Below are 25214 nucleotides of genomic sequence, written 5' to 3' on the forward strand. Positions count from 1 at the left end.
CAGTCAGCTCTGTATGACGATCATAAGGCGATAAATCCATGCAGATCTCGTTGCAGCAGCAAGTGGCACTGGTGACCGGTGCCAGTTCCGGATTGGGCGAAGGGGCGGCCAGAGCATTGGCCGCTGCCGGGGCCGCAGTGGTGGTCAACTACAACAGCCACGCCGAGCCTGCGGAAAAACTGGTCGAGGAAATTCGTGCAGCGGGCGGCCAGGCGGTAGCCATTGGCGCCGATGTTTCCCAGGAAGAACAGGTCGAAAAACTGTTTGCCCAGACGCTGGAACACTTCGGTCATCTGGATATTCTGGTGGCCAATTCCGGGCTGCAAAAGGATGCGCCCCTGGTCGATATGAGCCTGGCGGACTGGAACACGGTGATCAACGTCAACCTGACCGGGCAGTTTCTCTGCGCCCGTGCCGCCCTGCGTCAGTTCATCAGCCAGGGCATGCGCCCCGGGGTATCCCGGGCCATGGGCAAGATCATTCATATGAGCTCGGTACATCAGCTGATTCCCTGGGCCGGGCATGCCAACTACGCGGCTTCCAAGGGCGGTGTCGATCTGCTGATGCGCAGCATCGCCCAGGAAGTCGGCGAGCAGCATATCAGGGTAAACAGTATTGCCCCCGGCGCGATCCGTACCGCGATCAATCAACAGGCGATGCAGGGCGACGGCGAGGCCAAAATGCTGAAGCTGATCCCCTATGGCCGCGTCGGTGAAGCCGAAGATGTCGCCAATGCCGTGGTCTGGCTGGCGTCCGATCTGTCGGACTATGTGCACGGCACGACGCTGTTTATCGACGGTGGCATGAGCCTGTATCCGGAGTTTCGCGGCAATGGCTGATCTCCTCGAAGAAGCGCAGAACCCCATCGAGAACCATGGCATCATCGGCGATATGCGCAGCGCTGCTCTGGTGGCGGATACCGGTAGCATCGATTTCTGTTGCTGGCCGGATTTTGACAGCCCATCGATTTTCAGTGCGCTGCTCGACACCACCGCAGCCGGGATCTTTCAGCTCGCCCCGGATTTGCCCGACGCTCGTCGTCAGCAGATTTACCTGCCGGACACCAACGTATTGCAGACGCGCTGGATCGCTCAGGACGCGGTGGTGGAAGTCACTGACCTGATGCCCGTCGGTCACAATGAAGATGATCTGCCTCGCGTGGTGCGGCGCATCGAGGTGCGCTACGGCAAGGCCAATGTACGCATGCGCTGCCGCGTGCGCATGGACTACAGCCGCGCGCAGATGGAAACCTATATGGACGGCGAGGATGTCTGCTTCGTTGCCCAGGGCCAGCCGGGCATGCGCCTGTCGGCCACTGCCGGCTTGCGTCTTGAGCAGGATACCGCCGTGGCCGAGTTTGCCATGGAGCAGGGCCAGATCATCGAGTTCATTCTCGGTGGCATCGACGACCCTCAGGTCGCGGCCGGGCATTGCAGCCGCTATTTCACCGATACCCTGGCCTTCTGGCGGCGCTGGAGCGGGCAGTCGGAGTATCGCGGGCGCTGGCGGGAAATGGTCAATCGCTCGGCCCTGACGCTGAAGTTGCTGACGTCGCGCAAGCATGGCGGCATCGTTGCCGCAGCCACCTTCGGCCTGCCGGAAACCCGTGGCGGCGAGCGCAACTGGGATTATCGCTACAGCTGGATCCGTGACGCGTCCTTCACCGTGTACGCCTTCATGCGCCTTGGCTATGCCGACGAAGCCAATGCCTTCATGGGATGGGTCAAGGGGCGCATGGGCGATTGTTGTGCGGACTCGACCAGGCTGGGCATTCTCTATGCCCTGGATGGCCGCGAAGAGTTGCCTGAAGAGCATCTGCAACACCTGACTGGCCATGGCGGCGCGACCCCGGTACGTATCGGTAACGAGGCTTACAAGCAGACCCAGCTGGATATCTACGGCGAGCTGATGGATGCGGTGTATCTGGCCAATAAATACGGCGAAGCGATTTCCTACGAAGGCTGGAAGCACGCGACGCAACTGGTGGACCACGTCTGTGAGCATTGGCAGGACAAGGATGTCGGCATCTGGGAAATGCGCGGTCAGGATCAGCATTTCCTGCATTCGCGGCTGATGTGTTGGGTGGCCCTGGATCGTGCCTTGCGTCTGGCCTTCAAGCGTTCCCTGCCGGCGCCTTTCGATCGCTGGGACGCCCAGCGCCAGGCGATTCATGACGATATCTGGAAGAATTTCTGGGACGCTGACCTCGGCCATTTCGTGCAGTACAAGGGCAGTCGCAACCTGGATGCGTCGATGCTGCTGATGCCGTTGGTGCGCTTTGTCGGTGCCAGTGATCCGCGCTGGCTGGCGACTCTGGAGGCCATCGAAGGCACGCTGGTACGGGACGGCCTGGTCTATCGCTATCGCAACGATGACCAACACGACGACGGCCTGACCGGCGAGGAGGGCGCTTTTACCGCCTGCTCCTTCTGGTATGTCGAATGCCTGGCCCGGGCCGGTCGGGTCGAACAGGCTCATCTGGAGTTCGAGCAGTTGCTGCGCTATGCCAATCCGTTGGGTTTGTACGCCGAGGAGTTCGACGTGCATGGCTGCCATCTGGGCAATACGCCCCAGGCCCTCAGTCATCTGGCGCTGATCAGTGCGGCGAGCTTTCTGGACCGCAAACTGGATGGCAGCAAGACCTTGTGGCAGCCCTGAAACCCGTGTCCATAGCGAGCCCGTTGGCGGGAATTGCGGGGCCTGATTGTAGTAGCGAATTATGGGTAAATTATGGGAGCGAATTCATTCGTGAAAAGAATGCTCAGGCGATAAAGGCTATATCGACCTCCCCAGCCCCTTCGCGAATGAATTCGCTCCCACAATTCGCTTCCACATGATTGGCTCCTGCCTCCAGCCAAACGTGTGCTGCACATGTCGCCGCAGGCACTCTTGAAAAACGCATTGATTCAAGCGGCCTGTTCAAGGACAGTTGCCCGCTTGGTTGAGTCACTCAGGGAAGCGTTACATGGCGTTCAGGGTATTGGTGGTCGGCGGCTACGGGAATTTTGGCAGTATCGTGTGCAGGCATCTGATTGCGATGTCCGGTATCGAACTGGTGATCTCGGGCCGCGATCCGCGCAAGTTGCAGGCCAAGGTCGACGAGTTGCGGGCGTCGTCGGGCAAGCCCTGCGAGAGTTGGTGCGGCAATGCCATGGGCGCTGAATTCAAGTCCGCCCTGGGCGCGTTGGATATCCAGTGGGTCATTCATACCGGCGGCCCGTTTCAGGGACAGTCCTATGCCGTTGCCGAGAACTGCATCGAGGCCGGGGTGAACTACTGCGACTTGGCCGACTGCCGAATCTTCGTCAGCGGCATTGCCGCACTGGACGTTCGGGCCCGTGAGGCCGGGGTGGCGATCCTCAGCGGTTGCAGCTCGGTGCCAACGCTGTCCTCAGCCCTGATCGATCAACAGCGCCATCGCTTCCAGCGCATCGACAGCATCGAACATGGCATTTCCTCGTCGGCAAAGATGCCGGGCCTGTCGACTATCGAAGGCGTGCTGGCCTATGCGGGTAAACCGATTCGCCAGCTCAAGGATGGCCAGGTGCATGAAGTGTCGGGCTGGCAGGGCTTGAAGCTGCGCAAGATGCCGCAGCTGGGAACCCGCTTGCTGGCTAATGTCGACGTGCCGGACCTGGATATTTTCGCCGCCCGCTATGGCGCCCACACCCTAGGCTTTCAGGCCGGAGCCGGGCTGAAACTGGCCGGTATCGCCAACTTCCTGCTGGCCCAGGCAGTCAAGATCGGCCTGGTCCGTGACCATGCGCCCTGGGCTGCGCGGCTGCATCGTTGCGGGTTGTTGTTTGAAGGCCTTGATGACGGAAAAAGCGCGATGTTCATCGATGTGCATGGGATTGGCACTGATGGCAAGTCCCTGTCCATGACCGTGCAACTGACGGCGAAAAACGGCAAGGGCCCGGAAATTCCCAGCTGCGCCGCCGTGGCTCTGGCGGCGAAACTGGCCGGGGGTTATCTGCCTGAGCCCGGTGCACGGCCGTGCGTGGGGGAAATCACCGTCGAGGAATATATGGCGGCGATCAACGAGCCTCAGAGCCTGAGCATCGCTGTGGACTTCTCCCAGGGTAAGGGCGTACAGCCATAGGCGTATCAGAGGTACTTGGTGATCTGCTTGAAGGCTTCCAGCGGCGCGTGTTCGCCGCTCGCCAGGGCGTCCACAGTGCCTTCGAGACAGTGATCGATATGGTCATGGATCAAGGTGCGCTTGGCCTGGCACACGGCTTTTTCCACGGCGTGCAGTTGCTGGGCGATATCCACGCAGTCACGGCCGTCTTCGATCATGGTAATGATGCTGCGCAGGTGACCATCGGCGCGCTTGAGCCGCTTGATAATGGCTTCATGGGACTGGTGGATGTGCCCATGAGGATGTTCATGCTCGCTCATGACGTGCGCCTCTTGCTCGAATGATTCAGCCGGGCATCCTATCCATCGTGGGGGGACAGGGTCAAACCGGCGCAGCGGGATTGCTCAATTGCGCTGATCTTTCGGCCAGCGCGGATGGCGGTCATCGATGATGTAGGGGTGACGATGGGTCGACGCGCCAGCCTCGCCGTGATCCGCCTCACTGTCGCCGTCATGGCTGTGCTCAATGAACGCCCGGTCATGGGCCGGGCGCCAGATGATCATGCTACACAGCAGCGCCGCGCCTGCGACCATGGTCAGCGCGACGAATGAAGCGTTCAGCCCGACTTTCGCGCCGAGCCAGCCCGCCAGGGGATAGGTGATCAGCCAGCAGGCGTGGGACAGGGCAAACTGCGCGGCGAACAAGGCGGGGCGGTCTTCAGGGTGGGCTGAGCGACGCAGCAGCCGACCGCCGGGTGTCTGGGCCAGGGAGTAACCGGTGCCGAGGACAAACCACAACGGCAACAGAGCGTAATAGCTGTTCAGTGCCATTCCAGCCCCTATCCCGCTACCAGGATTGCACCACCGCCGAGCATGGCGCTGCGGTCGCTGAAGCCCTTGAGCATGCGCGGCAGGAGCAGGGCCGCGAACATCGAGCCGCCACCAAACGCCGCCAGGGCCAGGGCCGTCGAGCTTTGCGTCAACCCGAAGCCGGACTGCACCAGCACCACAGTATTGACGATGACCATGGCGCTGGCCGCCGCCACGGTCAGATTCAGGGCAAGCAGGCCGCGCAGGCGCGGCGTTGCCAGGAAAATACGCAGCCCCCGGGTCGTCCGCTCATAGACGCTGCGCCGCTGCACGGCGCTGGCTTTGGGCAACACCACGGTGCAGACCAAAGCCGCCGAAGCCAGGAAGCCAACGACAGTGCCGGCGAACAGGCTGTGAAAACTCATGATGGTCAGGAGCGCGGCGGCGAGCATGGGGCTCGCAACACTTTCCAGGTCATAGGCCAGGCGGGACAGCGACAGGGCCTTGGTGTAGTCGTCCTCATCCGTGAGGATATCGGGGATGGTCGCCTGGAACGTCGGCGTGAAGGCGGCGGATGCCGATTGCAGGACGAAGATCAGTACGTAGACCTGCCAGACTTCATGGACAAAGGGTAACGCCAGGGCGACCAGGGCTCTGATCAGATCAAGGGAAACCAGCAGGGTGCGGCGCGGCAGGCGTTCGGCAAATGCTGCGGCAACGGGAGCGACGCCGATATAGGCGGTCATCTTGATCGCCAGCGCGGTGCCCAGTACAGCACCGGCTTCGGCGCCCGCGAGATCGTAAGCGAGCAGCCCCAGCGCAATGGTCGCCAGCCCGGTGCCCACCAGCGCAATCACCTGTGCCAGAAAGAGGTGTCTGTAAGTCCTGTGGGTGAGGATCTTGAGCATGATCGGTCTCGGTTTTACCAGATGTCTATATCCTCCCTGGGGGGATATGGGTGAATGCTAGCCGATGACCCTGGCGGGCTCAAGCAATACCCTGGCCGATGGTCTATAGCGCCTACCCCAGAAGTTTTATTATTTCTTTGAAAAAGCCGTTGACATCATTCGACACATATCTGTAACGTCAGCCCCATAGGTCGCGACTTGTTGTTTGGAAGTCGCAGACCCTCAGCAATAGTGCTGAGTACATAATCGGCTATAGAAGCCCCTGATTTGCGTTTAAAGCGCATTCGGGGGCTTTTTTTTTGGAAAAAATAAATGATCACTTTGCAAGCTGCTGAATCAACCCCGGATTTTCCCGGCCTGAAAGTGGCCGCGATACAAATGCAGCCACAGGTCGGTTGCAAGGCGGCCAATCTGCAAGTGTCGCTGCGCCTGATCAATGAGGCGGCAGACGGCGGGGCGAAGATTGTTGTGCTGCCGGAACTGGCCAGCAGCGGTTATATGTTTGCCAGTCGCGAAGAAGCCTTTGAACTGGCCGAGCCCGTACCGCAGGGCGTCACTACTCAGGCGTGGCTGGATATTGCCCGGCAACGCGATATTTATATTGTCGGCGGGCTTGCCGAGCGCGACGGGTACAAACTTTATAACTGCGCAGTGATGACCGGGCCGGACGGTTATGTCGGCACTTACCGCAAGCTGCATTTATGGGGTGATGAACACCTGTACTTTGAGTCCGGCGATCTTGGACTGCCGGTATTTCATACACCGTTTGGCCGCCTGGGCATGATCATCTGCTACGACGGCTGGTTCCCGGAAGTCTATCGACTGCTCGCCATGCAAGGCGCGGACATTGTCTGCATGCCCACCAACTGGGTGCCGATGCCGGGGCAGGCTGAGACCGGGGTGATCATGGCCAACACCCTGGCCATGGCCAGTGCCCACGTCAATGGCCTGAATATCATTTGCGCCAATCGCACAGGCACCGAGCGCGGTCAGCAGTTTGTCGGCCGCAGCATCATTGTCGGTGCCGAGGGTTGGCCGTTGGCCGAGACCGCCAGCGCCGATTGCGAGCAGATCCTCTACGCCGATATCAACCTTAAAGCCTCCCGCCAATCCCGGCATCTGACCACCTTCAATACGGTCCTGCGTGACCGCCGCAATGACCTTTACGACCCCATGCTCGGTACGGGCTGGCCGCTACCTCGTTATTGAAATTTTGACCGACAATAAATCTGACCGAGGACACTTACATGACTTTCAAACATTCCATTATGCGTATCGCTATTCTTGCAGCAAGCACTTTCATGGCCGCTCAGGGGCATGCCGCCGAGCCTATCAAGATTGGTGTGGCGGTGGGTTTGTCTGGCGCCAATAGTGTTGTCGCACCGGCTGTTGTGCAATCTTCACAACTGGCCGTGGAGCAGATCAATGCGGCGGGTGGAATACTGGGCCGTCCGGTGCAACTGGAAATTGTTGATGATGCGTCCGGGGCAATAGGCGCACAAAAGGCCTTTGATACTCTGGTACTGGAGAAGAAAGTCGACGCCATTATCGCCATGGAAAGCAGCGCGGCACGTAATGCGGCCTTGCCGGTTATTTCCCGTGGCCGTGTGCCTTATATCTACACCTCGTTCTATGAAGGTCGCTCTTGCAACAAATGGATGTATGCCAACGGTTGGGTACCGGAACAACAAGTTGCCCCGGTAGTGGATTATTTCAGCCAGAAACTGGGGGCGAAGAACTACTTCCTGGTCGGCAGCGATTACGCCTTTGGCCGTGGCATGCTCAAGTTCACCAAGGAATATATCGAACAGAAGGGCGGTAAGGTTGTTGGTGAAGAGTACCTGCCAATGGACGGCAGCGACTGGACGGCAGTCATTTCCAAAATCCGCTCGCTGCATCCGGATGCGCTGATCAGCGCAACGGCGGGCGGTGCGCCCAATGTGTCCCTGGCCAAGCAATTGAAAGCGGCGGCGCTGACCCTGCCGTACGGCAATCTGGCTATCGATGAAGGCACCGGCAAGACCATGGGCGATGTGGCCACCGGCATGTATATGTCGGCCTCCTACCTGACCAGCATCGATACCCCGGAAAACAAGAAATTCCTTAGCGATCTAGGGCAGAAATTCGGTGCCGGTCTGTCCACGCCCAACGAGCTGTCCGAGCCGCAATATGAGGCGTTCTTCCTCTACAAGGCCGCCGTGGAAAAAGCCAAGGCCACGGAATCCGCCGCAGTGGTGGACGCTTTGAAAGACGTTTCGGTGGTCGGGCCGCGCGGGACTATCCAGATGAATGCCAGCCGCCATACGCCTTTGGCCATGCGCCTGGGCCAGATTCAGGCCGACGGTTCGATCCGCATCCTCGCCACTCAGGAAGCGGTCAGCCCCGGTATCCAGTGCCCGAATCTGCAATAGGCCACTCTGTCATTACCTGTTAGCGCTTCACGCTGCATGCTCCCCGGAGGGAGACGTCATGGTGTTACTTCTCGATATAACAACAACAATAGCCATGCTGTTCATTGTGACTGCCGGGCTGATGATGATTTTCGGCATCATGAAAATCGTCAATTTTGCCCACGGCGCCTTGCTGACCACGGGCGGCTACGCGGCGTTCGTGGTTACTCAGCTCGGCTGGAGCCCCTGGCTTGCCTGGCCTCTGGCCCTGGCCACGGGGATGATCGTGGGGGCGGTGATTGAATACCTGATCGTGCGCCCCCTGTATAAGCGCCCACTGGACGCCATCCTCGCCACCTGGGGGCTGGGCATCGTGATCGGCCAGTTGATCATCATCGGCTTTGGTCGCGACGTTAAATTTGCCGACGCACCCCTGAGCGGTACCTGGTCCCTGGGCGGTACGGATTATTCGGCCTATCGGCTGATGCTGATTCCCCTTGCCCTGGGTCTGTGTGTCTTGCTCACTGCGCTGCTCAACGGCACGCGCTTCGGCGTCAAGACCCGCGCGGTGATCATGAACGAAGAGTTGGCCAGCGGCCTGGGCATTCATGCCGGGCGCATCCGCTTCATCACCTTCAGCCTCGGCGCGGGCCTGGGCACGCTGGCGGGGGCGTTGATCAGCCCGCTGTCGAGCATCGATCCGGGCATGGGCATTACCTGGCTGGTTTCCGCGTTCATGCTGGTGATGGTCTCCGGCCATTCGATGCCCAGCCTGATGCTCACCTGCGCGGTATTCGGTGCCAGCCAGGTACTGGTCAGCACCTTCGGCAGCCCGGTGCTGGGCGGCCTCACCATTGCCGTACTGGCGGCACTGACCTTGCGTATTCGTCCAAAGGGGTTCGCCCATGACTGACACGACCTTGCACAACGCGAACAGTAAATCGGCAAGACCCGGCCGCGAACATGCCTGGAACCGCTCCCTTGTCCTGGCAGCGCTCGGCATTGCCTTGCTGGTGGTCGGGCCATGGATTTTCGACAGCTATGTCCTCAACTTGCTGATCAAGGCGTTCCTGTTCGCCATTGTTGCCGTCACCGTGGATGTGCTCTGGGGTTACACCGGCTACCTGACCTTCGGCCAGTCGGCGTTCTTCGGCATCGGCGCTTACGCCGCCGGCCTGGTATTCACCCACTTCGGTCTGTCGCCGGGGACCATTGCCGCTGCCATCGGCCTGGCAATCGTCGTGCCCATGGCGGTGGCTGCGCTGGTGGGCTGGCTGTCGTTTTATCGAGGGGCTTCGCCGTTCTTCGCGACGGTCATTTCCCTGGTATTGCCCATCGTCATGACCCAGTTGCTGTTGTCCGGCGGCGAGTGGACCGGCTCCAGTTCGGGCCTGACCGGCTATGACACCTTCGACCTGTCTTTGCAGGCCTGGTACTGGATTGCCGGGGGGGCGGTGGCGTTGATCGGCTTCGTCGCCTGGTTGTTCGTGCGCAGCGATGCCGGGCGTGTGCTGGCCTCGATCCGGGATAACGAGTCACGCTGTGCCTACCTGGGCATCAACGTGCCGAGCATCAAGATCCTGCTGCTGATCGCCACGGCGGCGATTACCGGGCTTGCCGGGTTTGGCTATGGCGCCTTCAGTGGTGTGGTCGCCCCTGAGTTGTCCGGCTTTGTCCTCGGCACCGAGCTGATCATTTGGGTAGCACTGGGCGGGCGCGGCACGCTCTGGGGGCCCATGGCCGGCGCCATCCTGATCAACGTCGCCACGGCCTATCTGGGCAGCCGCATGCCGTTTCTCTGGCAACTGATTCTCGGCCTGTCGTTCGTAGTGGTGATCGTCCTGCTGCCCCAGGGGATAGTTCCTGCGTTGCTCAAACCTTTCGGTTTCGGCCGTCAATCGGCCCAGGTGCCGACGTTGGTGGAGCGTGCGGTGCGGGCCGCCCCCGAGTCGAACGACGAACCTGCGTTATTAATGGAAGAAGTCACCAAAACTTACGGGTCGCTCAAGGTTCTGCAAGGCATCAATCTTCAGGCTGCGGCCGGTGACCTGGTCGGGCTGATCGGGCCCAATGGCGCGGGCAAGACCACCCTGATGCGTTGCATGAGCGATGGCGCCGATCGCACTTCGGGGACGGTGAAGTTGTGCGGTAATGATATTCGCCGTCTGCCGGCCGAAGCCTGTGTGCGCTTTGGCCTGGGGCGTAAATTCCAGAATGCCAATATCTTTGAATCCCTGACCGTCGCTGAATGCCTGCGCATGGCCAATACCCTGCATCAGCGCCCGCTATTGTTCAGCCGTGCCGATCGCCTGGCGCTGCCGTCCTATGCTCTGGAAGTGCTGCGGGTCACCGGGCTGGACGGCATGCTGGATGTGGTCGCCCGGGATCTGTCCCATGGTGAACAACAGGCGCTGGAACTGGCCATGGTGCTGGTCCTGGAGCCGCGTATCGTCCTGCTCGACGAGCCTACTGCCGGGCTGACCAAGACCGAGCGCACCCAGATCGGTGTGGTGCTGTCCCTGCTCGCCAACCGCTACAAGCTGTGCTGTCTGCTGGTCGAGCATGATCTGGATTTCGTCGAACAGATCGCCACGCGCATCGTGGTCCTGCATCAGGGCAAGATGGTCATGCAGGGCACGTTCGAGGAAGTCGTCCACTCGGATCTGGTCAAGACCATTTACGCCGGATCCGCCATTGCGCCACGGGAGGTGGTATGAACGGTGCCACGCTGCAACTTGATCGCATCACCAGCGGCTATCGTGCCTCGGTGGTGATCCGCGATGTGTCGTTCAAGGTCGCGGCCGGGGAGGCCCTGGCGTTGCTCGGCAAGAACGGCATGGGCAAGACCACGCTGCTCAAGACCATCATGGGTTATCTGCCGAAGAAGCAGGGTTCGGTGCAGGTCAACGACGGCGATATTACCCGGCTGTCGCCGCACCGGGTCGCCCATGCGGGCATTGCTTATGCCGCCCAGGAAAAAGCCCTGTTCACCGAACTGAGCATTCGCGACAACCTGCGCATGGGGTTGGAAAAGGACTCATTGTTCGATGAGCGCTTTGCCGATATCGAAACCGTCTTTCCTGTGTTCAACGCGCGCCTGAAGCAGTACGCCGGAACCTTGTCCGGCGGTGAGCAGAAGATGCTGTTGGTGGCGCGGGCCCTGATGATGCGTCCTTCGATCATCCTGCTGGACGAGATCACCGAAGGCTTGCAGCCCTCGGTCATCGAACGCATCGCCGCGGCCTTGCTGCATGAGCGCCAGGTCCATGGCACGACCCTGTTGATCGTCGAACAGAACGTGCCCTTCGCCCTGAAAGTCGCCGATCGCTACCTGGTCCTCAAACAGGGCGAAATCGAGGAGCAGGGCGACGCCAATGCCGCAGGCGCGACCGAGTCCATTTTCAATCACCTGCGGGTATGAGGCCTATGACCCAGACCAAGTCCGCCGAGTTGCCTCTTTGTCTGTTCATCGCCACGGGCGGCACGATCGCCATGCAGATCGATCCTGCCACCTCGGCGCCTGTCCCGGCACTGTCGGGCAGCGACCTGATCAAGGTCGTGCCTGACATGGCCAACGTTGCCCGGCTGGAGGTGAATAATCTGAGCAATGTCCCTTCGGTAGAGATGGGACCGGCACGTTGGGTACAACTGCATCAGGTCATCGAAAGCGCGTTGGCTCGGGATGATATCGTCGCAGTGCTGGTCTCCCATGGCACCGATACGCTGGAAGAAACGGCCTGGTTTCTCGACCTGACCCTGACCTCCCGCAAGCCCGTGGCGCTGATCGGCGCCCAACGCAACGCCTCGCAATCGGACTTCGATGGCCCGCGCAATCTGTTGAGCGGTGCCAGGGTCTGTTGTACGCCGGAGTCGGCGGGGAAGGGCGTGATGGTGATACTCAACGACCAGATCAACGCAGCGCGGGAAGTCAGCAAGACCCATACTGCGGACGTCGAGTCGTTCCACTGCGGGGACGCCGGTCTGCTCGGCCGGGTGGACGCTGATCGGGTGACCTTCTATCGCGCGTCCTGCCGCCGACAGCATCTGCCGTTGCAGGGAGGCAGTCTGCACCGGGTGGATATCGTGCCCATGTACGCCGGGGCGGACGGCGCCCTGTTACGGGCTGCCGTGCAGGCCGGAGCGAGGGGATTGGTCATACAGGCCTTGGGTGCCGGGAATGTGAATGGTGAAATGTATGCCGCCATTGTCGAAGCACTCGGTGCCGGTATTGCCGTGGTCATTGCCAGCCGCGTACCCCGTGGGCGGGTCAGACCCCTGTACGGTTTCATCGGTGGTGGCAGTACCTTGCAAGAGGCAGGGGTGATTTTCGCCAATGACCTGAGCCCGCAGAAAGCCAGGATCCTGTTGATGCTGGCGCTGCAGAGCCCACGTTCAGCGGCTGAACTGCAGGCTATCTTTGATCGATAGGCGTTGCCATGGCGTCCCTGACACCGCGCTGCCGAGCAGCAAATACTTCGCAGGGGCGGCAGAAAATCGGGTGGGAGCGAATTCATTCGCGATGAGGCCAGTACATCCGGCGCATTTGTGTCGTTTGAAATACCGCCTTCGTGAATGAATTCGCTCCCACAGGGTTTCAGACATTCGACAGATTTTGGGTTGTTTGATAGGTGTCTGACACCGCGCAGCAAATACCGAGTTCCAATCCAGAGCATTACCTTGTGTTTGACAGGAGAGCGTTCATGGCAACGACCAGCAACGCAGGCAGTAAAGAGCCGGGATGGCCGGTGGGCATCCTGTATTCGCGCTCGGGGGCGACCGGGGTGACCGAATCCGAGCACTTTTTCGGCACGGCACTGGCTATCGAGGAAATCAACGCCCTGGGCGGTGTGCTGGGCTTGCCGTTGATCCCCACGGCCTATGATCCAAAGGGCTCGCCCGAGGAGTACCGGCGCCTGACCGGCAAGCTGCTGATCGAGGATGAGATCAATGTGATTTTCGGCTGTTCCCGATCTTCCAGCCGCAAGGCCGTGCTGCCGCTGGTCGAGCGGCACAACGCGCTGCTTTGGTACTGCTCGTTCTACGAAGGCTTCGAGTACTCGCCGAATATCATTTACACCGGCGCGGTGCCCAACCAGAACAGCATCCAGCTCGCCGCCTATCTGTTGCAGAACAAGGGCACCCGGCTGTTTCTGGTGGGGGCGGATTACATCTACCCGCGAGAATCCAATCGCATCATGCGCGATGTGGTCGAGCAGCATGGCGGCGAAATCGTCGATGAGGTCTACCTGCCCATCGAGGCCGGGGTGGAACAGCTCAAGGAGGTCCTGCGGGAAATCCGCGACGCTCAGCCCGATGTGGTGTTCTCGACCCTGGTCGGGCAGTCGGCGCGTTCCTTCTACCAGCTATATGGCGAACATGGCCTTGATCCGAAGAAAATCCCCATTGCCAGCCTGTCCATGGCCGAAGAGGAAATCCGCCTGATCGGGCCGCAGCTGTGCGAGGGACATATCACTGCCGCCACCTATTTCAGCTCTCTGCCCAACGACAGCAATCAGCGTTTCATCGAGCTGTGGCGCCAGCGCTTCGGCGACAAACCCACCAGTACCTGGTCGGAAATGGCCTATTCCCAGGTCCACCTGTTTGCCCGGGCTCTGGAGCGGGCGGGCAGCCTCGACCGGCGCAAACTGGTGGAGGCGGTGCACAAGGTCAAGTTCGAATCTCCCGAAGGGCCGATTGCCATTGACGCGGAAAACAACCATTGTGCCCTGACGCCGCGCATCGGCATCTGCCGCAATGACGGGCAGTTCGACGTGGTGTGGGAAGGCTCGGGGCCGGTCAAGCCCGATCCTTACCTGTCTACTTTCGGTTTCTCTGAGTTCTGGTTGGGGTGACGCCATGAGTTCCAGCCTTCGTCGTCTCTATGAAGACTTGCGCAGTATCTGCGTTGCGTTCGTTTATCCTCCCGGAGATGACCGCGACATCATCATGCAGCAGCTCAAGCGTATCGGCTGCCGGGTCAAGATCGTCTGGCCCTTTCCCTCGGAGCCGCCGACCGATGTCGACGTCATCCTGTTTCAGATCACTCAGGAACTGGAAGGCAATCGCATCTGGTCCGGCGCCTCGCTGAATGCCTCGCTGATCGCGCTCTCCGATTACGAAAGCCCGACCATGCTCAAGCTGCTGTTGGATACCCGTGCCCATGGGGTGATTTCCAAGCCGTTTCGTTCCTCGGGGATCCTCAGCACACTGGTGCTGGCGCGGGCCTCCTTCAGTTATCAGGAGCGTCTGCAAGGCAAGATCGACAAGCTGGAGCTGACCATCAAGTCCCGGCGCCAGATCGAAAAGGCAATTCGCGTGCTGGTCGACAGCCAGAATGTGAGCGAGACCCAGGCCTACGAACTGATGCGGACACGGGCGACCAAACTGCATGTCACGGTCGCCGAAGTGTCCGGCATGATCATCGAGGCCCATGAGGCTATGGAGCGGCTGGGGCTAAAACTCTAGCCTGCCTGGCTGACCTTCAGGTCGGCCGTTTCCGGCGGCAGCGGACGCGGCGCCCGGGCCAGATACAGCCCCAGCACGCCACCGAGCAGCAGTGCCGCCGAGACCATCAGCAGGGCGTAGTCATAGCTTTGCGTGGCGTCCTTGATCCAGCCCATCACCGGTGGCAGGCCGAGGCCGGCGATATTGGCGATGGAGTTGATCAGGGCAATCGAGGCGGCCGCCGCAGCGCCGGACAGGTACTCGGTGGTGGTCGCCCAGAACACCGGGGTCGCCGCCCAGTTCAAGCCCACCGCCACCACCAGCAGGGCATAGGCCAGCCACGGATTACTGGTGGCCACGGCCAGGGCCAGTAGCGCCCCGGCCAGCATCAAGGGCACACCCAGGTGCCAGCTGCGTTCGCGCTTGCGGTCGGAGTGAGTGCCGTTGAGATACATGAAAATGCAGGCAAACAGGAAGGGCAGGGCTGACAGCACGCTGACGGTAAACGACGCCTGCCCGGACACGGACTTGACGATCAGCGGCAGAAACAGGGTGATGCCGATGGTGCCGAACGCCTGCAGCAGCCAGAACAGACTGAGCAGCCATACCTGGCGGCTGCGAAACGCGGTCTGCCAGGCGGCGTGATGGCTGATGGGTGAGGTCGCCTGCTCGGCGGCGATGGTGCGGCTCAGCCACTCTTTCTGCTCGGGTTGCAGCCAGTGGGTGCTTTGCGGCGTTTCCGGCAGGTAGCGCAACACGACAATGCCCAGGACCACCGCCGGTATCCCTTCGAGCAGGAACAGCCAGCGCCAGCCGCTGACACCAAAGTGCCCGTCCAGATGCAGGAACGCGCCCGACAGCGGCAGGCCGATCACCGAGGCCAGGGCCGCGCCGATATAGAAGAACGACATGGCCTTGGCCCGATCACTGCGCGGGTACCACTGTGACAGGTAATAGATGATCCCCGGCGTAAAACCGGCCTCGGCGGCGCCCAGCAGCAAGCGCATGCCGTATAGCTGGTTGGCGCTCTGCACCAGGCTCATGCCGGCGGCGACGATACCCCAGGTGATCATGATCCGCGCAATCCAGCGCCGCGCGCCGACTCGAGTAAGGATCACGCTGCTGGGCACTTCCAGCAGGATGTAGGTGAGGAAGAACAGGCCCACGCCAATACCGTACATTCGGGCAGTCAGGCCCAGCTCGGCATTCATCTGCAATGCGGCAACGGAGATATTGGACTTGTCGATATAGGCGACCATGTACAGCAACATCAGGAAGGGAATCAACTTCAGGTTGAGGCGCTTCATGGTGCTGGCGTGCAGGCCCGAGTCGGCGAATGGCTGATGCATGTGACCTCCCTATTTATTGTTATGAGAGTGGTAGCGGTTGCATCGGTTCACCTTAGACGAGGTTATCCGATGACTCAATATATGATTTTACGTCCCATATTTTGGGATGTGTGAATTGTGCGTTAACGCAACACCCGCTGTTACCGATCTGCCCACTTTCGACGCAACTGATCTCTGATGCGCACCAGATTGGCTCCGTTTCAGCGGTGAAAAACAATAGATTATTAAATTGGCGCCAATATTGGCTGGATTTACAAATAATTGGCGCGGTCCTTGCTCTGTTCAACCAAACAACTTGAGGGGGTGACATGAGTCGGCTATTTCCGTGTTTCGAAATCAGTGGTTCGCCATTCGAACGAGGCGTGCAGTACGGTCGCGCCTGCCCGCAGATCATTGCTCGCAGTGTCGAGATCTATAGCCAGCAACTGCTGGACATGGGCTATGACTGGAACGGCATCAAGCGCCTGGTCAATCAGTTCAAACCCAATATCGAGGCGTTCGAGCCGCTGTATCTGGAAGAAATGCGCGGCATCGCCGAAGGCTCGGGCCTGGATTTCGAGGCGATCATTCTGATCAATGCGCGGACCGAGATCATTCACCTGGGTCGCCGACATCAGCACGACAAACCGGAACTGGACGGTTGCACCGGCGCCATTGTCCTGCCCGACGCCACGTTGAATGGCGAGCTGCTGCACGGGCAGAACTGGGACTGGCGCGCCGAATGTGCCGAGACCGGTATCGTCCTGCGCATCCGTCGCGACGACGGTCCGGACCTGCTGACCTTCACCGAAGCCGGTGGCCTGGCGCGGGCCGGGCTCAACGCCATCGGCACGGCCATTACCGGCAATAACCTTGAGTCCGACCGCGACTATCAGAACCTTGGCGTGCCCTTGCCGCTGATCCGGCGCAAGGCCCTGGAGGCCAATCATTTCGCCCTGGCCATGAAGGCCGTGGCGGTGACGCCAAAGTCGGGTTCCAACAATATGATGCTCAGCCACGCCGGTGGTTTTGCCATCAACTACGAATGCGCGCCGGACGAAGTTTTCCCGCTGTACGCCGTCGATGACCTGTTGGTCCACGCCAACCATTGGCGCAGTCAGGTGGCTCAGATCAAGTTGAAGAACACCGGGATCGGTGGTGCGCCGGAGAGCTTCTATCGGGATATCCGCGTGGAGAAAGTGCTGCGCCAGCGCCAGGGCAACCTGACTCTGGAGCATCTGAAGACTGCGTTCTTCGATAACTTCGGCACGCCATTCGCCGTCTGCCGTCCACCGCGGCCAAGTTCCAGCGGCGAGGACAATCTGTCGGCGACCGTGGCCATGATCGTCATGCGTCCGGCGGCCGGCTTCATGGAAATTGCACCGTTGCCGGCGATCAACCGCCAGTTCGCCGAGTACCGGCTTGAGATGGAAAGCGACTACGCGCGGTATGCGGTGTGGTAAAGCCGTGTCGGTTGTGGGAGCGAGGCTTGCCCGCGAAAGGGATGTCATGTCCTCAATGTATGCGTCGGCTGTACTGGCCTCTTCGCGGGCAAGCCTCGCTCCCACATCCCCCACACCGCTGCCTGATTTACTGCTACTGCTCTCAACCGAGGTAAATCCATGCTCCGTTTGATCCTCCAGCGCCTGGCCATGGCTGTGCCGACGCTCCTGCTGATCTCCATCGCGGTATTCGCGATGATCCGCCTGATCCCCGGCGATCCGGCGTTGCTGATGCTTGGCGACATGGCCGATCCGACGCGCCTGGCTGCCTTGCGTCAGTCCCTGGGCCTGGACCAGCCGTTGGTGGTGCAGTACCTGATCTGGCTCAAGGCGGTGTTCAGCGGTGACCTGGGCGTCTCCATCACCAGCGGCCAGGCGGTATTGCCGCTGATTCTGGAGCGTTTCAGCGTCAGCGTGACCATTGTTCTCAGCGCGGTATTGCTGGCGGCGCTGATCGCAGTGCCCCTGGGCATGCTCGCGGCGTGGAAGCAGGACTCGTTCCTCGACTTGGGTCTGGTCACCTCGGCCACTTTACTGCTGTCGGTGCCGGGCTTCTGGATGGGCCTGTTGCTGCTCTATGTGTTTGGCCTGGAGCTGGGCTGGCTACCGGTGGTGGGCTACGTGCCCTTTGGCGAGGACTTCGGCAAGGCGCTGGCCTATGTGGTGCTACCCATCGCCACCCTGGTGCTGCATGAAAGCGGGGTGATCATTCGCATGGCCCGGGCCAGCACCATCGAAGTGCTGCGCCTGGACTACATCGCCCACGCCCGGGCCAAGGGTTTGTCCGAACGCGCCGTGCTGTGGCGCCACACCTTGCGCAACGCTTTCGCGCCGACCTGGACCCTGATCGGCCTGATCCTCGGCAACCTGCTGGGCGGCATCGCGGTCATCGAAACCGTGTTCACCATCCCTGGTATCGGCCGCCTGATGGTCGATTCGATCTACGCCCGGGACTATCCGGTGCTGCAAGGCAGCCTGTTGCTCATTACCTTCATCTACGTGCTGGTCAACCTGCTCGTGGACTTGATGTATCCGCTGTTCGATCCTCGGGTGAAAGTATGAAGACGCTTAGGGATGCCGCACCGGCCGCGATGCCGGCCCCGGCACGCACACGGCGGCGCCGCCTGCCTTCGTTCAATGCTCTGGTAGGCGGCACCTTGCTGTTGTTGTTGATTCTCCTGGCCCTCGGCGGAATCGCCTGGACGCCTTACGATCCGCTGCGCCTGGATCTGGCTCACCGCTTTGTCGCGCCCTCCTGGCCGCATCTGCTGGGCACCGACGAGTTCGGTCGCGACGTGCTCAGCCGGATCATGATCGGTGCCCGCACCAGCCTGTGGATCAGTCTGCTGACGGTGTCGCTGGCGATCAGTGTCGGCACATTGTTCGGCCTGCTCGCCGGTTACCTGCGTGGCTGGACCGACCGCTTGCTGATGATGGTCAACGATGCGCTGCTGGCATTCCCCGGCATGCTTCTGGCCCTGGGCCTGCTGGCGATTGTCGGCGCCAGTCAGTACGGCATCGTCCTCGCTTTAGGCATTGCCTATATCCCTACCGTAGTACGGGTGGTGCGCAGTACCGTGCTGTCACTGCGCGAGCGCGAGTTCATCGAGGCCTCGCGGGTGATCGGCAACTCCGAGCTGTACACCATGTGGCGGCATATCGCGCCCAACTGCGTGGCGCCGCTGATCGTCCTGGCCACCAGCATGTTTGGCTGGGCGATCCTGTCCGAGAGCGCCCTGAGCTTCCTCGGCCTCGGCGTGCCGCCGCCTGCCGCGACCTGGGGCAACATGCTTGCTTCCAGCCGTCCGCATCTGGTCACGGCGCCCTGGCTGGGCTTCTTTCCCGGCCTGATGATCGCCATTGCCCTGATCGGTATCAATCTCTTCGGCGACGCCCTGCGTGATCGCCTCGACCCACGGATGAGCCGCTAATGGATACCGTCAAGCCGCTGCTGCGCGTCAGCAATCTGTGCATTCAGGTAGGCAGTGAAGGGCCGCTGGCCGTCGACCATCTCAGCTTCGATATGGCCCCCGGTGAAATCGTCGCCCTGGTGGGGGAGTCCGGCAGTGGCAAGACCATGGCCGCGCGGGCAGTGATCGGTTTGCTGCCACCGCCGATGCGGGTGTCCTCCGGGCGCCTGCTGTTCGGTGACCTCGATCTGGCCAGCCTCGACTACGACGGGCTGCGTCGTGTGCGCGGGGCAAGGATCGGCATGGTGTTTCAGGAACCCATGGTCTCGCTCAACCCGACCCTGACCATCGGCCAGCAAATGGCCGAAGGCATGCGCCTGCACACGGATCTGGACGACAAGACCATTCGTGCCCGTTCCCTGGAGATGCTGCGGCGCATTGGTATCGACGACCCCGAGCGCTGCCTGAAAGCCTTCCCCCATGAGTTTTCCGGCGGCATGCGCCAGCGCATCATGCTCGCCTCGGTGATGCTGCTGCGCCCGGCGCTGTTGATCGCCGACGAACCGACCACGGCGCTCGACACCCTGGCCCAGGCCGATGTCATCGCCCTGATGCTGGAGTTGACCAGGGAGGAGGGTACGGCGGTGCTGTTTATCAGCCACGACCTGTCCCTGGTGGTTCGCCACGCCCATAAAGTCGTGGTGATGCGTCAGGGCAAGGCCGTGGAAAGCGGGCCGACCCAGCAAATTCTGCTCGGGCCCAAGGCCGACTACACCCGGCAGTTGCTCGATGCCCTGCCGACTCGCGGTGAGCTGACGGCGGCACCGCTGGATTCGCCGCTGGTGGACATGCGCAACGTCACCATCGATCACCCCGGTCGCCAGGGCTTTTTGACCCGCAGCAAGGCCAAACGCGCCGTGGACGGCATCAACCTGCAGATCGGCGCCGGCGAAACCGTGGCCCTGGTCGGCGGTAGCGGCTCGGGCAAGACCACTCTGGGCCGCTCCGTGGTCGGATTGATCAAGCCGACCTCCGGGGAGATATTCTTCGACGGCGTGGATATCCTCAAGAGCGGCAACCGCGAGCATCGCCTGCAATGCCAGATGATTTTCCAGGACCCGGTGTCGTCCCTCGATCCCCGTGCGCGCATCGCCGACATTCTCGCCGAGCCGCTGCGCCATGTGCCGGGCCTAAACAGCGCTGAGCGCGCCGAGCGGGTGCGGCAAATCCTCAAGGATATCGGCCTGGACGAGCTGTTCGCCGGGCGCTTTCCCCATCAGTTGTCCGGCGGTCAGCGCCAGCGCGTGGCCATCGGCCGGGCGTTGATCCGCAAACCCAAGCTGGTGATCGCCGACGAGCCGATTTCGGCCCTCGACATGACCATCCAGAAGCAAATTCTCGAACTGTTCGAACGCCTGCAACGCCAGTACGGCTTTGCCTGCCTGTTCATCTCCCATGACCTCGCCGCCGTTGAGCGCATCGCCCATCGCGTGGCGGTCATGGAGCGCGGGCGACTGGTCGAGATCGGCACCACCGAAGCGGTGTTCGACCACCCGCAACACGCCTTTACCCGTCGCCTGCTGGCTGCCGCGAATCCGCTGCAGCGTCTGGCCGACGGCAGTTATCAGCTACGCAGCAGTGCGGTGGTTTGACGTATTTGAATGCCATTGCCTCTGCAGTGGTGCAGAAGTTTTGTTCTTGAACAAGGAATCGCCCATGAAACGCTCTTTGCAAAACGCCCTGGCCCTGGGCCTTGTCGCCCTGGTCGGCGCCACTGCCGTGCAGGCGCAAACCCTGCGTCTGGCCCTGAACTCTGATATCCGCAGCCTTGATCCCGGGGTCAATCGCGACGACCGCACCGATGAAGTGCTGCTGCATATGGTCGAGGGCCTGATGGCCTACGGCGAGAAGGGTGAGGTCAAGCCGCTGCTGGCGCAAAAGGTCGATCTGTCTGCCGACGGCCTGACCTACACCTTCACCCTGCGCGACGGCGTGACCTTCCATAACGGCGAGCCGCTGACCTCGGCTGATGTGCTGTGGAGCTGGAACCGCGACATGGACCCCAAGACCCAGTGGCGCTGCCTGCCGGAGTTCGATGGCAGCGGCCTGAGCAAAGTGGTGTCAGTCACTGCACCTGACCCGCGCACCGTGGTCATGCAACTGGACAAGCCCAGCGGCATGTTCCTCGCCACCCTGGCGCGCACCGACTGCGGCGGCACGGCAGTGCTGAACAAGGCCTCGGTTAACGCTCAGGGCGAGTTCGTCAAGCCGGTGGGCACCGGCCCGTACCAGATGGGCGAATGGAAGCGCGGCCAGTACATCAGCCTGAGCAAGTTCGACAAATACCAGTCGCTGCCCGGCCCGCGTGACGGCTATGTCGGCGGCAAGCAGGCGCTGACCGATGAAGTGCGTTTCGTGATCATTCCCGATCAGGCCACGGTCAAGGCCGCGCTGTTTTCCGGCGACCTGGACATGGCCGAAGTCACCGAGACCGACCTGCCGGAAATGCAGAGCCACGCCAACGTGAAAGTCTCGACGGCGCCCAGCGCGACCATGAACGTGTTGATGTTCCAGACCCGTGATCCGCTGCTCAAGGATCAGCGCATTCGCCAGGCCATTGCTGCGGCTATCGATATCGACCAACTGGTAGCGACCACCAGTAACGGTTTCGGCGCGCCCAATAACTCGATCATCAGCGTGGCCTCCAACTACTACAGCGCCGCCGAAAAAGCCGGCTTCAAGTACGACCCGGCCAAGGCCGCTGCATTGTTGCAACAGGCCGGTTACCACGGCCAGCCCCTGACCATCGTCGCCAACCGCCGCTCCATGGTGCCCAGTTATGACCTGGCGATCATCGCCCAGGCCATGCTTCAGGCCGTGGGCATGAACGTGAATGTCGAGGTGATGGAGTGGGGCACCCAGCTTGAGCGCTATCAGAGCGGGCGTTATCAGGCGATGTCGTTCACCTATTCCGCACGTTTCGACCCGGCTTTGAGCTTCGAGCAGGTCACCGGCAACAAGGACAAGGAGCCGCGCAAGGCCTGGGACGATCCCGAAGCCATGGAACTGTTGAGCCAGGCGCTGAAAGAAGGCGACGTGGCCAAGCGTCAGGTGATCTTCGACCAGTTGCATAAGCGCTTCATCAACCAAGTGCCGATGATCGTCATGTACAACGGCCTGGACATCATGGCCCTGAACAAAAAGGTCGAGGGCTACAGCTCGTGGATCGGCCAGAAGCCGCGCCTGTGGGGCGTCAGCCTCAAGCCGTAAGCACGGTCAGTCGGCCAGCGGGATCTGCCGGATATGGGCGGCGATCAGCAGTTTGAGGCGCTCCATGTCGCCGTGGCGCAGGGCTTCGAGCATGAGGAAATGTTCGCGGCTCGATTGCTCGGCGCGGGCGTGAGTGCGCCAGGTGCCACCCGGTGAAGTAGGCGGGCGACTGCGCATTTCCTCGATGAACTCGATCAGCAGGCGATTGGTGCACAGGTCGAACAGCGCCCGGTGAAAGTCCAGGTTGGCGTTGTAGCACTCAAGCAGGGTGCCTTCGCTGACCAGGGTGTGGAAGCGTTGCGCGGCGGTCTCGATGGCCAGCAGGCGTTCTGCGCTGATGACCATCTGGTTGACCGCGGCGCACTCCAGTGCCACGCGGATCTCCCGGGCATCGGAGACCTGATCCAGGTCGGGGGTGTGGACGTAGTAACCGCGGTTGGGGATGTGCTCGACCATGCGCTTGAGCACCAGTTGATCGAGGGCGCGGCGCACTTCCAGGCGAGTGTGCCCGTAGCGTTCTTCCAGGTCGATCTGTTTGAGCCAGCTGCCCGCCGGAAGGATACCGGCGTTGATGTCCTTGGATATCAACAGCACCAATTGGCTGCGATCAGTAACGTTTTTCTTCAAAAGTGACATCCACATAGCCCTGCGAGGGGCGCGATTACAGACAGCGACGGTCAGCGCCAGAACGCGATATTCGCTTAAAACGATTGCCAATAATGGCACAAATATCAACGAGGTTTAACGATGTTGGCCAACCCAGAAGACACCCCGCAAGCTCGCCATCGCAAGATGTACTACCGGGGCAGCACGACGATTTTCTCTTGCCGCAAGGACCCGCGTTTCGCCTACTGCCTGTATGTGCCCCAGAGCTTTGACGAGTCGCCGGACAATCACCAGTTGCTGGTGGCCGTGCATGGCACCGGGCGGACCATGGTCGAGTATCGCGATGCTTTCGCCGAGTTCGGTCGCTTCAACCGCTACATCATCCTCGCACCACTGTTTCCGGTAGGGCCGCTTGGCGATGGCAACCCTCACGGCTTCAAGTATCTGAAGGAAGGCGATATCCGTTACGACGAGGTATTGCTGGCCATGGTCGATGAAGTGGCTCAGACCCTGAGCACGACGTTCGACAGGTTTTCGTTGTTCGGGTATTCCGGCGGCGGCCACTTTGCCAACCGCTTTTACTACCTGCATCCCGAGCGCCTGCGCTCGGTATCCATTGGCGCACCGGGCTCGGTCACTCTGCTCGACGACAGCCGTGAGTGGTGGGTCGGTACGGGCGGCATCGAAGCCGTGTTCGGCAAAAGCCTGGACCTGGCAGCCCTGCGTGAAGTGGATGTGCAGTTGCTGGTAGGCGCAGCGGATCTGGAAACCTGGGAGATCCACTACTCCCCGGAATCAGTGCAGTACAAGGAAGGCATCAACGACTCCGGCCGCACCCGCGTCGAGCGTAACGCGACCCTGGCCGCCAACCTGCGCAGCCACGACATTCGCGTGCAACAGGACATCGTGCCCAACACCGCCCATGCCGGGATGTCGGTGGTGCCTTATGTGCAGGATTTCTTGTTGGGGCTACAGCCTGAAATGCAGGACTGATTTTTCCGTGGGACCGGCTTTAGCCGGGAGAGGGGCGGCGCATCCAACGCATCTCCTGGAGTAAATACACTGCCCTCCCGGCTGAAGCCCTACAAAAAACCGCATTTCAAATTATAGGCCCAGACAAATCGCCCCAACCGCCACCACTACGCATACCGCCCAACGCTTGGCGCTAACGGCCTCACGCAGAAACACCCGGCCAATCAGCACCACCATCACCACACTGGTCTCGCGCAACGCCGAGACCATGCCCATGGCGCCGGACTGCAACGCCCAGATCACAATGCCGTAGGCGCCAATCGACACCAGGCCGCCGACAAAGGACGAGGTGACGGCCGCAGGGTTGCTGCGGATCGGCCCCAGCAGGCCGGTAATCCCGCGCCTGGCCACGAACACCAGTACCGTCCCCCAATAGAACGTGAACATCCACAGGGTATAGGCCAGGGCCTGGCCGTCGGACTGGCGCACGCCAATACCGTCGATCACGGTATACAGGGCGATGATCGCGCCGGTGGTCAGCGCCGTCAGGGCGGCGGCACGGGAGACGTGACGGTCGAGCAGGGCCAGGGTCAGGATGCCGCCGGAGATCAGGGCGATGCCCAAGGCATGGATCGGCGTAATGGCTTCATGGGCAAACAGCGCGGCGCCAAGGGCCACGAGTAAGGGCGACGAGCCTCGGGCAATGGGATAGGCCACCGCCAGGTCGCTGCTGCTGTAGGAGCGCACCAGGTTAATGTTGTAGACAATATGCACCAACCCGGACGCGACGATATAAGGCCACGCCGCTGCGGGCGGTAACGGCAACATCAGGGCCGCGACCGTGGAGATCAGGGCAATGGCAATGCTCATCCAGGCCATGGACAGATAGCGATCGCGATTGCCGTGCAGCATCGCGTTCCAGCTGGCATGGAGCAGGGCGGCCAGGAGAACGAGGCCGCCGGTATAACTGAGCATGGTGTTTTCCAGATCGAGG

At 61.2% G+C, this 25214-nt stretch carries 21 protein-coding genes and 1 pseudogene; 17 read left to right on the forward strand and 5 right to left on the reverse strand.

Features of this window, described 5'->3' with window-relative positions; translation table 11 throughout:
• The first annotated feature begins 38 nt into the window (after positions 1-38).
• From M2401_RS26495 to M2401_RS26505, 3 genes are all read left to right on the forward strand, one after another.
• Entirely contained in the window at positions 39-839 is an 801-nt protein-coding gene (locus M2401_RS26495; protein WP_259107939.1) for a glucose 1-dehydrogenase, read from the forward strand.
• Positions 832-2658, forward strand: coding sequence for a glycoside hydrolase family 15 protein (locus M2401_RS26500; RefSeq protein WP_259107941.1), 1827 nt, complete (start codon positions 832-834; stop codon positions 2656-2658). Before M2401_RS26495 ends, M2401_RS26500 begins: the two co-directional genes overlap by 8 nt.
• Before the next feature lie 307 nt (positions 2659-2965).
• Complete coding sequence (locus M2401_RS26505) at positions 2966-4102, forward strand: saccharopine dehydrogenase NADP-binding domain-containing protein (protein ID WP_259107943.1); 1137 nt, start codon at positions 2966-2968, stop codon at positions 4100-4102.
• Between the two features lie 5 nt (positions 4103-4107).
• Here the strand turns inward: M2401_RS26505 and M2401_RS26510 are convergent, their stop codons facing one another.
• Together M2401_RS26510 and M2401_RS26515 are read right to left on the reverse strand one after the other, a co-directional pair.
• A complete protein-coding gene (locus M2401_RS26510) occupies positions 4108-4401 on the reverse strand; it encodes a metal-sensing transcriptional repressor (RefSeq protein WP_259107945.1) in 294 nt (97 codons plus the stop codon).
• A gap of 84 nt (positions 4402-4485) precedes the next feature.
• Positions 4486-5798 (reverse strand): annotated as a pseudogene (locus tag M2401_RS26515) (MFS transporter).
• Positions 5799-6110: 312 nt separating this feature from the next.
• Here M2401_RS26515 and M2401_RS26520 point away from each other — a divergent pair.
• The 8 genes from M2401_RS26520 to M2401_RS26555 all read left to right on the forward strand — a co-directional run bounded on the left by M2401_RS26520 (position 6111) and on the right by M2401_RS26555 (position 14653).
• Complete coding sequence (locus tag M2401_RS26520; protein WP_259107947.1) at positions 6111-7007, forward strand: nitrilase family protein; 897 nt, start codon at positions 6111-6113, stop codon at positions 7005-7007.
• 38 nt (positions 7008-7045) lie between these two features.
• Positions 7046-8209 (forward strand): substrate-binding protein, encoded by a 1164-nt coding sequence (locus tag M2401_RS26525; RefSeq protein WP_259107949.1) that lies wholly within the window; start codon positions 7046-7048, stop codon positions 8207-8209.
• Between the two features lie 58 nt (positions 8210-8267).
• Positions 8268-9101 carry a branched-chain amino acid ABC transporter permease gene (locus M2401_RS26530; protein ID WP_259107951.1) on the forward strand — a complete coding sequence of 278 codons (834 nt, stop codon included), beginning with the start codon at positions 8268-8270 and terminating at the stop codon, positions 9099-9101.
• Positions 9094-10905 (forward strand): ABC transporter permease subunit, encoded by a 1812-nt coding sequence (locus tag M2401_RS26535; RefSeq protein WP_259107954.1) that lies wholly within the window; start codon positions 9094-9096, stop codon positions 10903-10905. The genes M2401_RS26530 and M2401_RS26535 overlap by 8 nt, the downstream gene beginning before the upstream one ends.
• Positions 10902-11609: an ABC transporter ATP-binding protein gene (locus M2401_RS26540; protein ID WP_259107955.1), complete on the forward strand. Its 708-nt coding sequence runs from the start codon at positions 10902-10904 to the stop codon at positions 11607-11609. Before M2401_RS26535 ends, M2401_RS26540 begins: the two co-directional genes overlap by 4 nt.
• A gap of 5 nt (positions 11610-11614) precedes the next feature.
• Positions 11615-12616, forward strand: coding sequence for an asparaginase (locus M2401_RS26545; RefSeq protein ID WP_259107958.1), 1002 nt, complete (start codon positions 11615-11617; stop codon positions 12614-12616).
• Positions 12617-12888: 272 nt separating this feature from the next.
• Positions 12889-14040, forward strand: a complete 1152-nt coding sequence (locus tag M2401_RS26550) for a transporter substrate-binding domain-containing protein (RefSeq protein WP_259107960.1) — start codon at positions 12889-12891, stop codon at positions 14038-14040.
• 4 nt (positions 14041-14044) lie between these two features.
• On the forward strand, positions 14045-14653 hold the full coding sequence (locus tag M2401_RS26555; protein ID WP_259107962.1) for an ANTAR domain-containing response regulator: 609 nt from the start codon (positions 14045-14047) through the stop codon (positions 14651-14653).
• On the opposite strand, the gene M2401_RS26560 is transcribed toward M2401_RS26555, so the two are convergent.
• Entirely contained in the window at positions 14650-15981 is a 1332-nt protein-coding gene (locus tag M2401_RS26560) for an MFS transporter (RefSeq protein WP_259107963.1), read from the reverse strand. The genes M2401_RS26555 and M2401_RS26560 overlap by 4 nt on opposite strands.
• A gap of 308 nt (positions 15982-16289) precedes the next feature.
• On the opposite strand from M2401_RS26560, the gene M2401_RS26565 reads away from it, so the two are divergent.
• The 5 genes from M2401_RS26565 (at position 16290) to M2401_RS26585 (ending at position 22642) form a co-directional block, all read left to right on the forward strand.
• On the forward strand, positions 16290-17423 hold the full coding sequence (locus M2401_RS26565; protein WP_259107966.1) for a C45 family peptidase: 1134 nt from the start codon (positions 16290-16292) through the stop codon (positions 17421-17423).
• A 159-nt stretch (positions 17424-17582) separates the two neighbouring features.
• Positions 17583-18524, forward strand: a complete 942-nt coding sequence (locus tag M2401_RS26570; RefSeq protein WP_259107967.1) for an ABC transporter permease — start codon at positions 17583-17585, stop codon at positions 18522-18524.
• The gene (locus M2401_RS26575) at positions 18521-19393 is read left to right on the forward strand and encodes an ABC transporter permease (protein WP_409033986.1); all 873 of its coding nucleotides are present in this window, start codon (positions 18521-18523) and stop codon (positions 19391-19393) included. Before M2401_RS26570 ends, M2401_RS26575 begins: the two co-directional genes overlap by 4 nt.
• On the forward strand, positions 19393-21024 hold the full coding sequence (locus tag M2401_RS26580; protein ID WP_259107969.1) for an ABC transporter ATP-binding protein: 1632 nt from the start codon (positions 19393-19395) through the stop codon (positions 21022-21024). The genes M2401_RS26575 and M2401_RS26580 overlap by 1 nt, the downstream gene beginning before the upstream one ends.
• 64 nt (positions 21025-21088) lie before the next feature.
• A complete protein-coding gene (locus M2401_RS26585; RefSeq protein ID WP_259107970.1) occupies positions 21089-22642 on the forward strand; it encodes an ABC transporter substrate-binding protein in 1554 nt (517 codons plus the stop codon).
• A 6-nt stretch (positions 22643-22648) separates the two neighbouring features.
• Here the strand turns inward: M2401_RS26585 and M2401_RS26590 are convergent, their stop codons facing one another.
• Positions 22649-23278 (reverse strand): GntR family transcriptional regulator, encoded by a 630-nt coding sequence (locus tag M2401_RS26590; RefSeq protein ID WP_409033987.1) that lies wholly within the window; start codon positions 23276-23278, stop codon positions 22649-22651.
• Positions 23279-23389: 111 nt separating this feature from the next.
• On the opposite strand from M2401_RS26590, the gene M2401_RS26595 reads away from it, so the two are divergent.
• On the forward strand, positions 23390-24241 hold the full coding sequence (locus M2401_RS26595) for an alpha/beta fold hydrolase (RefSeq protein WP_259107974.1): 852 nt from the start codon (positions 23390-23392) through the stop codon (positions 24239-24241).
• A 111-nt stretch (positions 24242-24352) separates the two neighbouring features.
• Here the strand turns inward: M2401_RS26595 and M2401_RS26600 are convergent, their stop codons facing one another.
• Positions 24353-25195, reverse strand: a complete 843-nt coding sequence (locus tag M2401_RS26600; RefSeq protein ID WP_259107977.1) for an EamA family transporter — start codon at positions 25193-25195, stop codon at positions 24353-24355.
• Between the last annotated feature and the right edge of the window lie 19 nt (positions 25196-25214).

Origin of the sequence: Pseudomonas sp. JUb42 (assembly GCF_024807945.1) — a bacterium.
In the GTDB taxonomy this organism is placed as follows: domain Bacteria; phylum Pseudomonadota; class Gammaproteobacteria; order Pseudomonadales; family Pseudomonadaceae; genus Aquipseudomonas.

Excerpts from the sequence above, each read along its gene's own strand:
- M2401_RS26495 (WP_259107939.1), top strand. The coding sequence starts at position 39 with ATGCAGATCTCGTTGCAGCAGCAAGTGGCACTGGTGACCGGTGCCAGT.
- M2401_RS26500 (WP_259107941.1), top strand. The coding sequence starts at position 832 with ATGGCTGATCTCCTCGAAGAAGCGCAGAACCCCATCGAGAACCATGGC.
- M2401_RS26505 (WP_259107943.1), top strand. The coding sequence starts at position 2,966 with ATGGCGTTCAGGGTATTGGTGGTCGGCGGCTACGGGAATTTTGGCAGT.
- M2401_RS26510 (WP_259107945.1), bottom strand. The coding sequence starts at position 4,401 with ATGAGCGAGCATGAACATCCTCATGGGCACATCCACCAGTCCCATGAA.
- M2401_RS26520 (WP_259107947.1), top strand. The coding sequence starts at position 6,111 with ATGATCACTTTGCAAGCTGCTGAATCAACCCCGGATTTTCCCGGCCTG.
- M2401_RS26525 (WP_259107949.1), top strand. The coding sequence starts at position 7,046 with ATGACTTTCAAACATTCCATTATGCGTATCGCTATTCTTGCAGCAAGC.
- M2401_RS26530 (WP_259107951.1), top strand. The coding sequence starts at position 8,268 with ATGGTGTTACTTCTCGATATAACAACAACAATAGCCATGCTGTTCATT.
- M2401_RS26535 (WP_259107954.1), top strand. The coding sequence starts at position 9,094 with ATGACTGACACGACCTTGCACAACGCGAACAGTAAATCGGCAAGACCC.
- M2401_RS26540 (WP_259107955.1), top strand. The coding sequence starts at position 10,902 with ATGAACGGTGCCACGCTGCAACTTGATCGCATCACCAGCGGCTATCGT.
- M2401_RS26545 (WP_259107958.1), top strand. The coding sequence starts at position 11,615 with ATGACCCAGACCAAGTCCGCCGAGTTGCCTCTTTGTCTGTTCATCGCC.
- M2401_RS26550 (WP_259107960.1), top strand. The coding sequence starts at position 12,889 with ATGGCAACGACCAGCAACGCAGGCAGTAAAGAGCCGGGATGGCCGGTG.
- M2401_RS26555 (WP_259107962.1), top strand. The coding sequence starts at position 14,045 with ATGAGTTCCAGCCTTCGTCGTCTCTATGAAGACTTGCGCAGTATCTGC.
- M2401_RS26560 (WP_259107963.1), bottom strand. The coding sequence starts at position 15,981 with ATGCATCAGCCATTCGCCGACTCGGGCCTGCACGCCAGCACCATGAAG.
- M2401_RS26565 (WP_259107966.1), top strand. The coding sequence starts at position 16,290 with ATGAGTCGGCTATTTCCGTGTTTCGAAATCAGTGGTTCGCCATTCGAA.
- M2401_RS26570 (WP_259107967.1), top strand. The coding sequence starts at position 17,583 with ATGCTCCGTTTGATCCTCCAGCGCCTGGCCATGGCTGTGCCGACGCTC.
- M2401_RS26575 (WP_409033986.1), top strand. The coding sequence starts at position 18,521 with ATGAAGACGCTTAGGGATGCCGCACCGGCCGCGATGCCGGCCCCGGCA.
- M2401_RS26580 (WP_259107969.1), top strand. The coding sequence starts at position 19,393 with ATGGATACCGTCAAGCCGCTGCTGCGCGTCAGCAATCTGTGCATTCAG.
- M2401_RS26585 (WP_259107970.1), top strand. The coding sequence starts at position 21,089 with ATGAAACGCTCTTTGCAAAACGCCCTGGCCCTGGGCCTTGTCGCCCTG.
- M2401_RS26590 (WP_409033987.1), bottom strand. The coding sequence starts at position 23,278 with ATGTCACTTTTGAAGAAAAACGTTACTGATCGCAGCCAATTGGTGCTG.
- M2401_RS26595 (WP_259107974.1), top strand. The coding sequence starts at position 23,390 with ATGTTGGCCAACCCAGAAGACACCCCGCAAGCTCGCCATCGCAAGATG.
- M2401_RS26600 (WP_259107977.1), bottom strand. The coding sequence starts at position 25,195 with ATGCTCAGTTATACCGGCGGCCTCGTTCTCCTGGCCGCCCTGCTCCAT.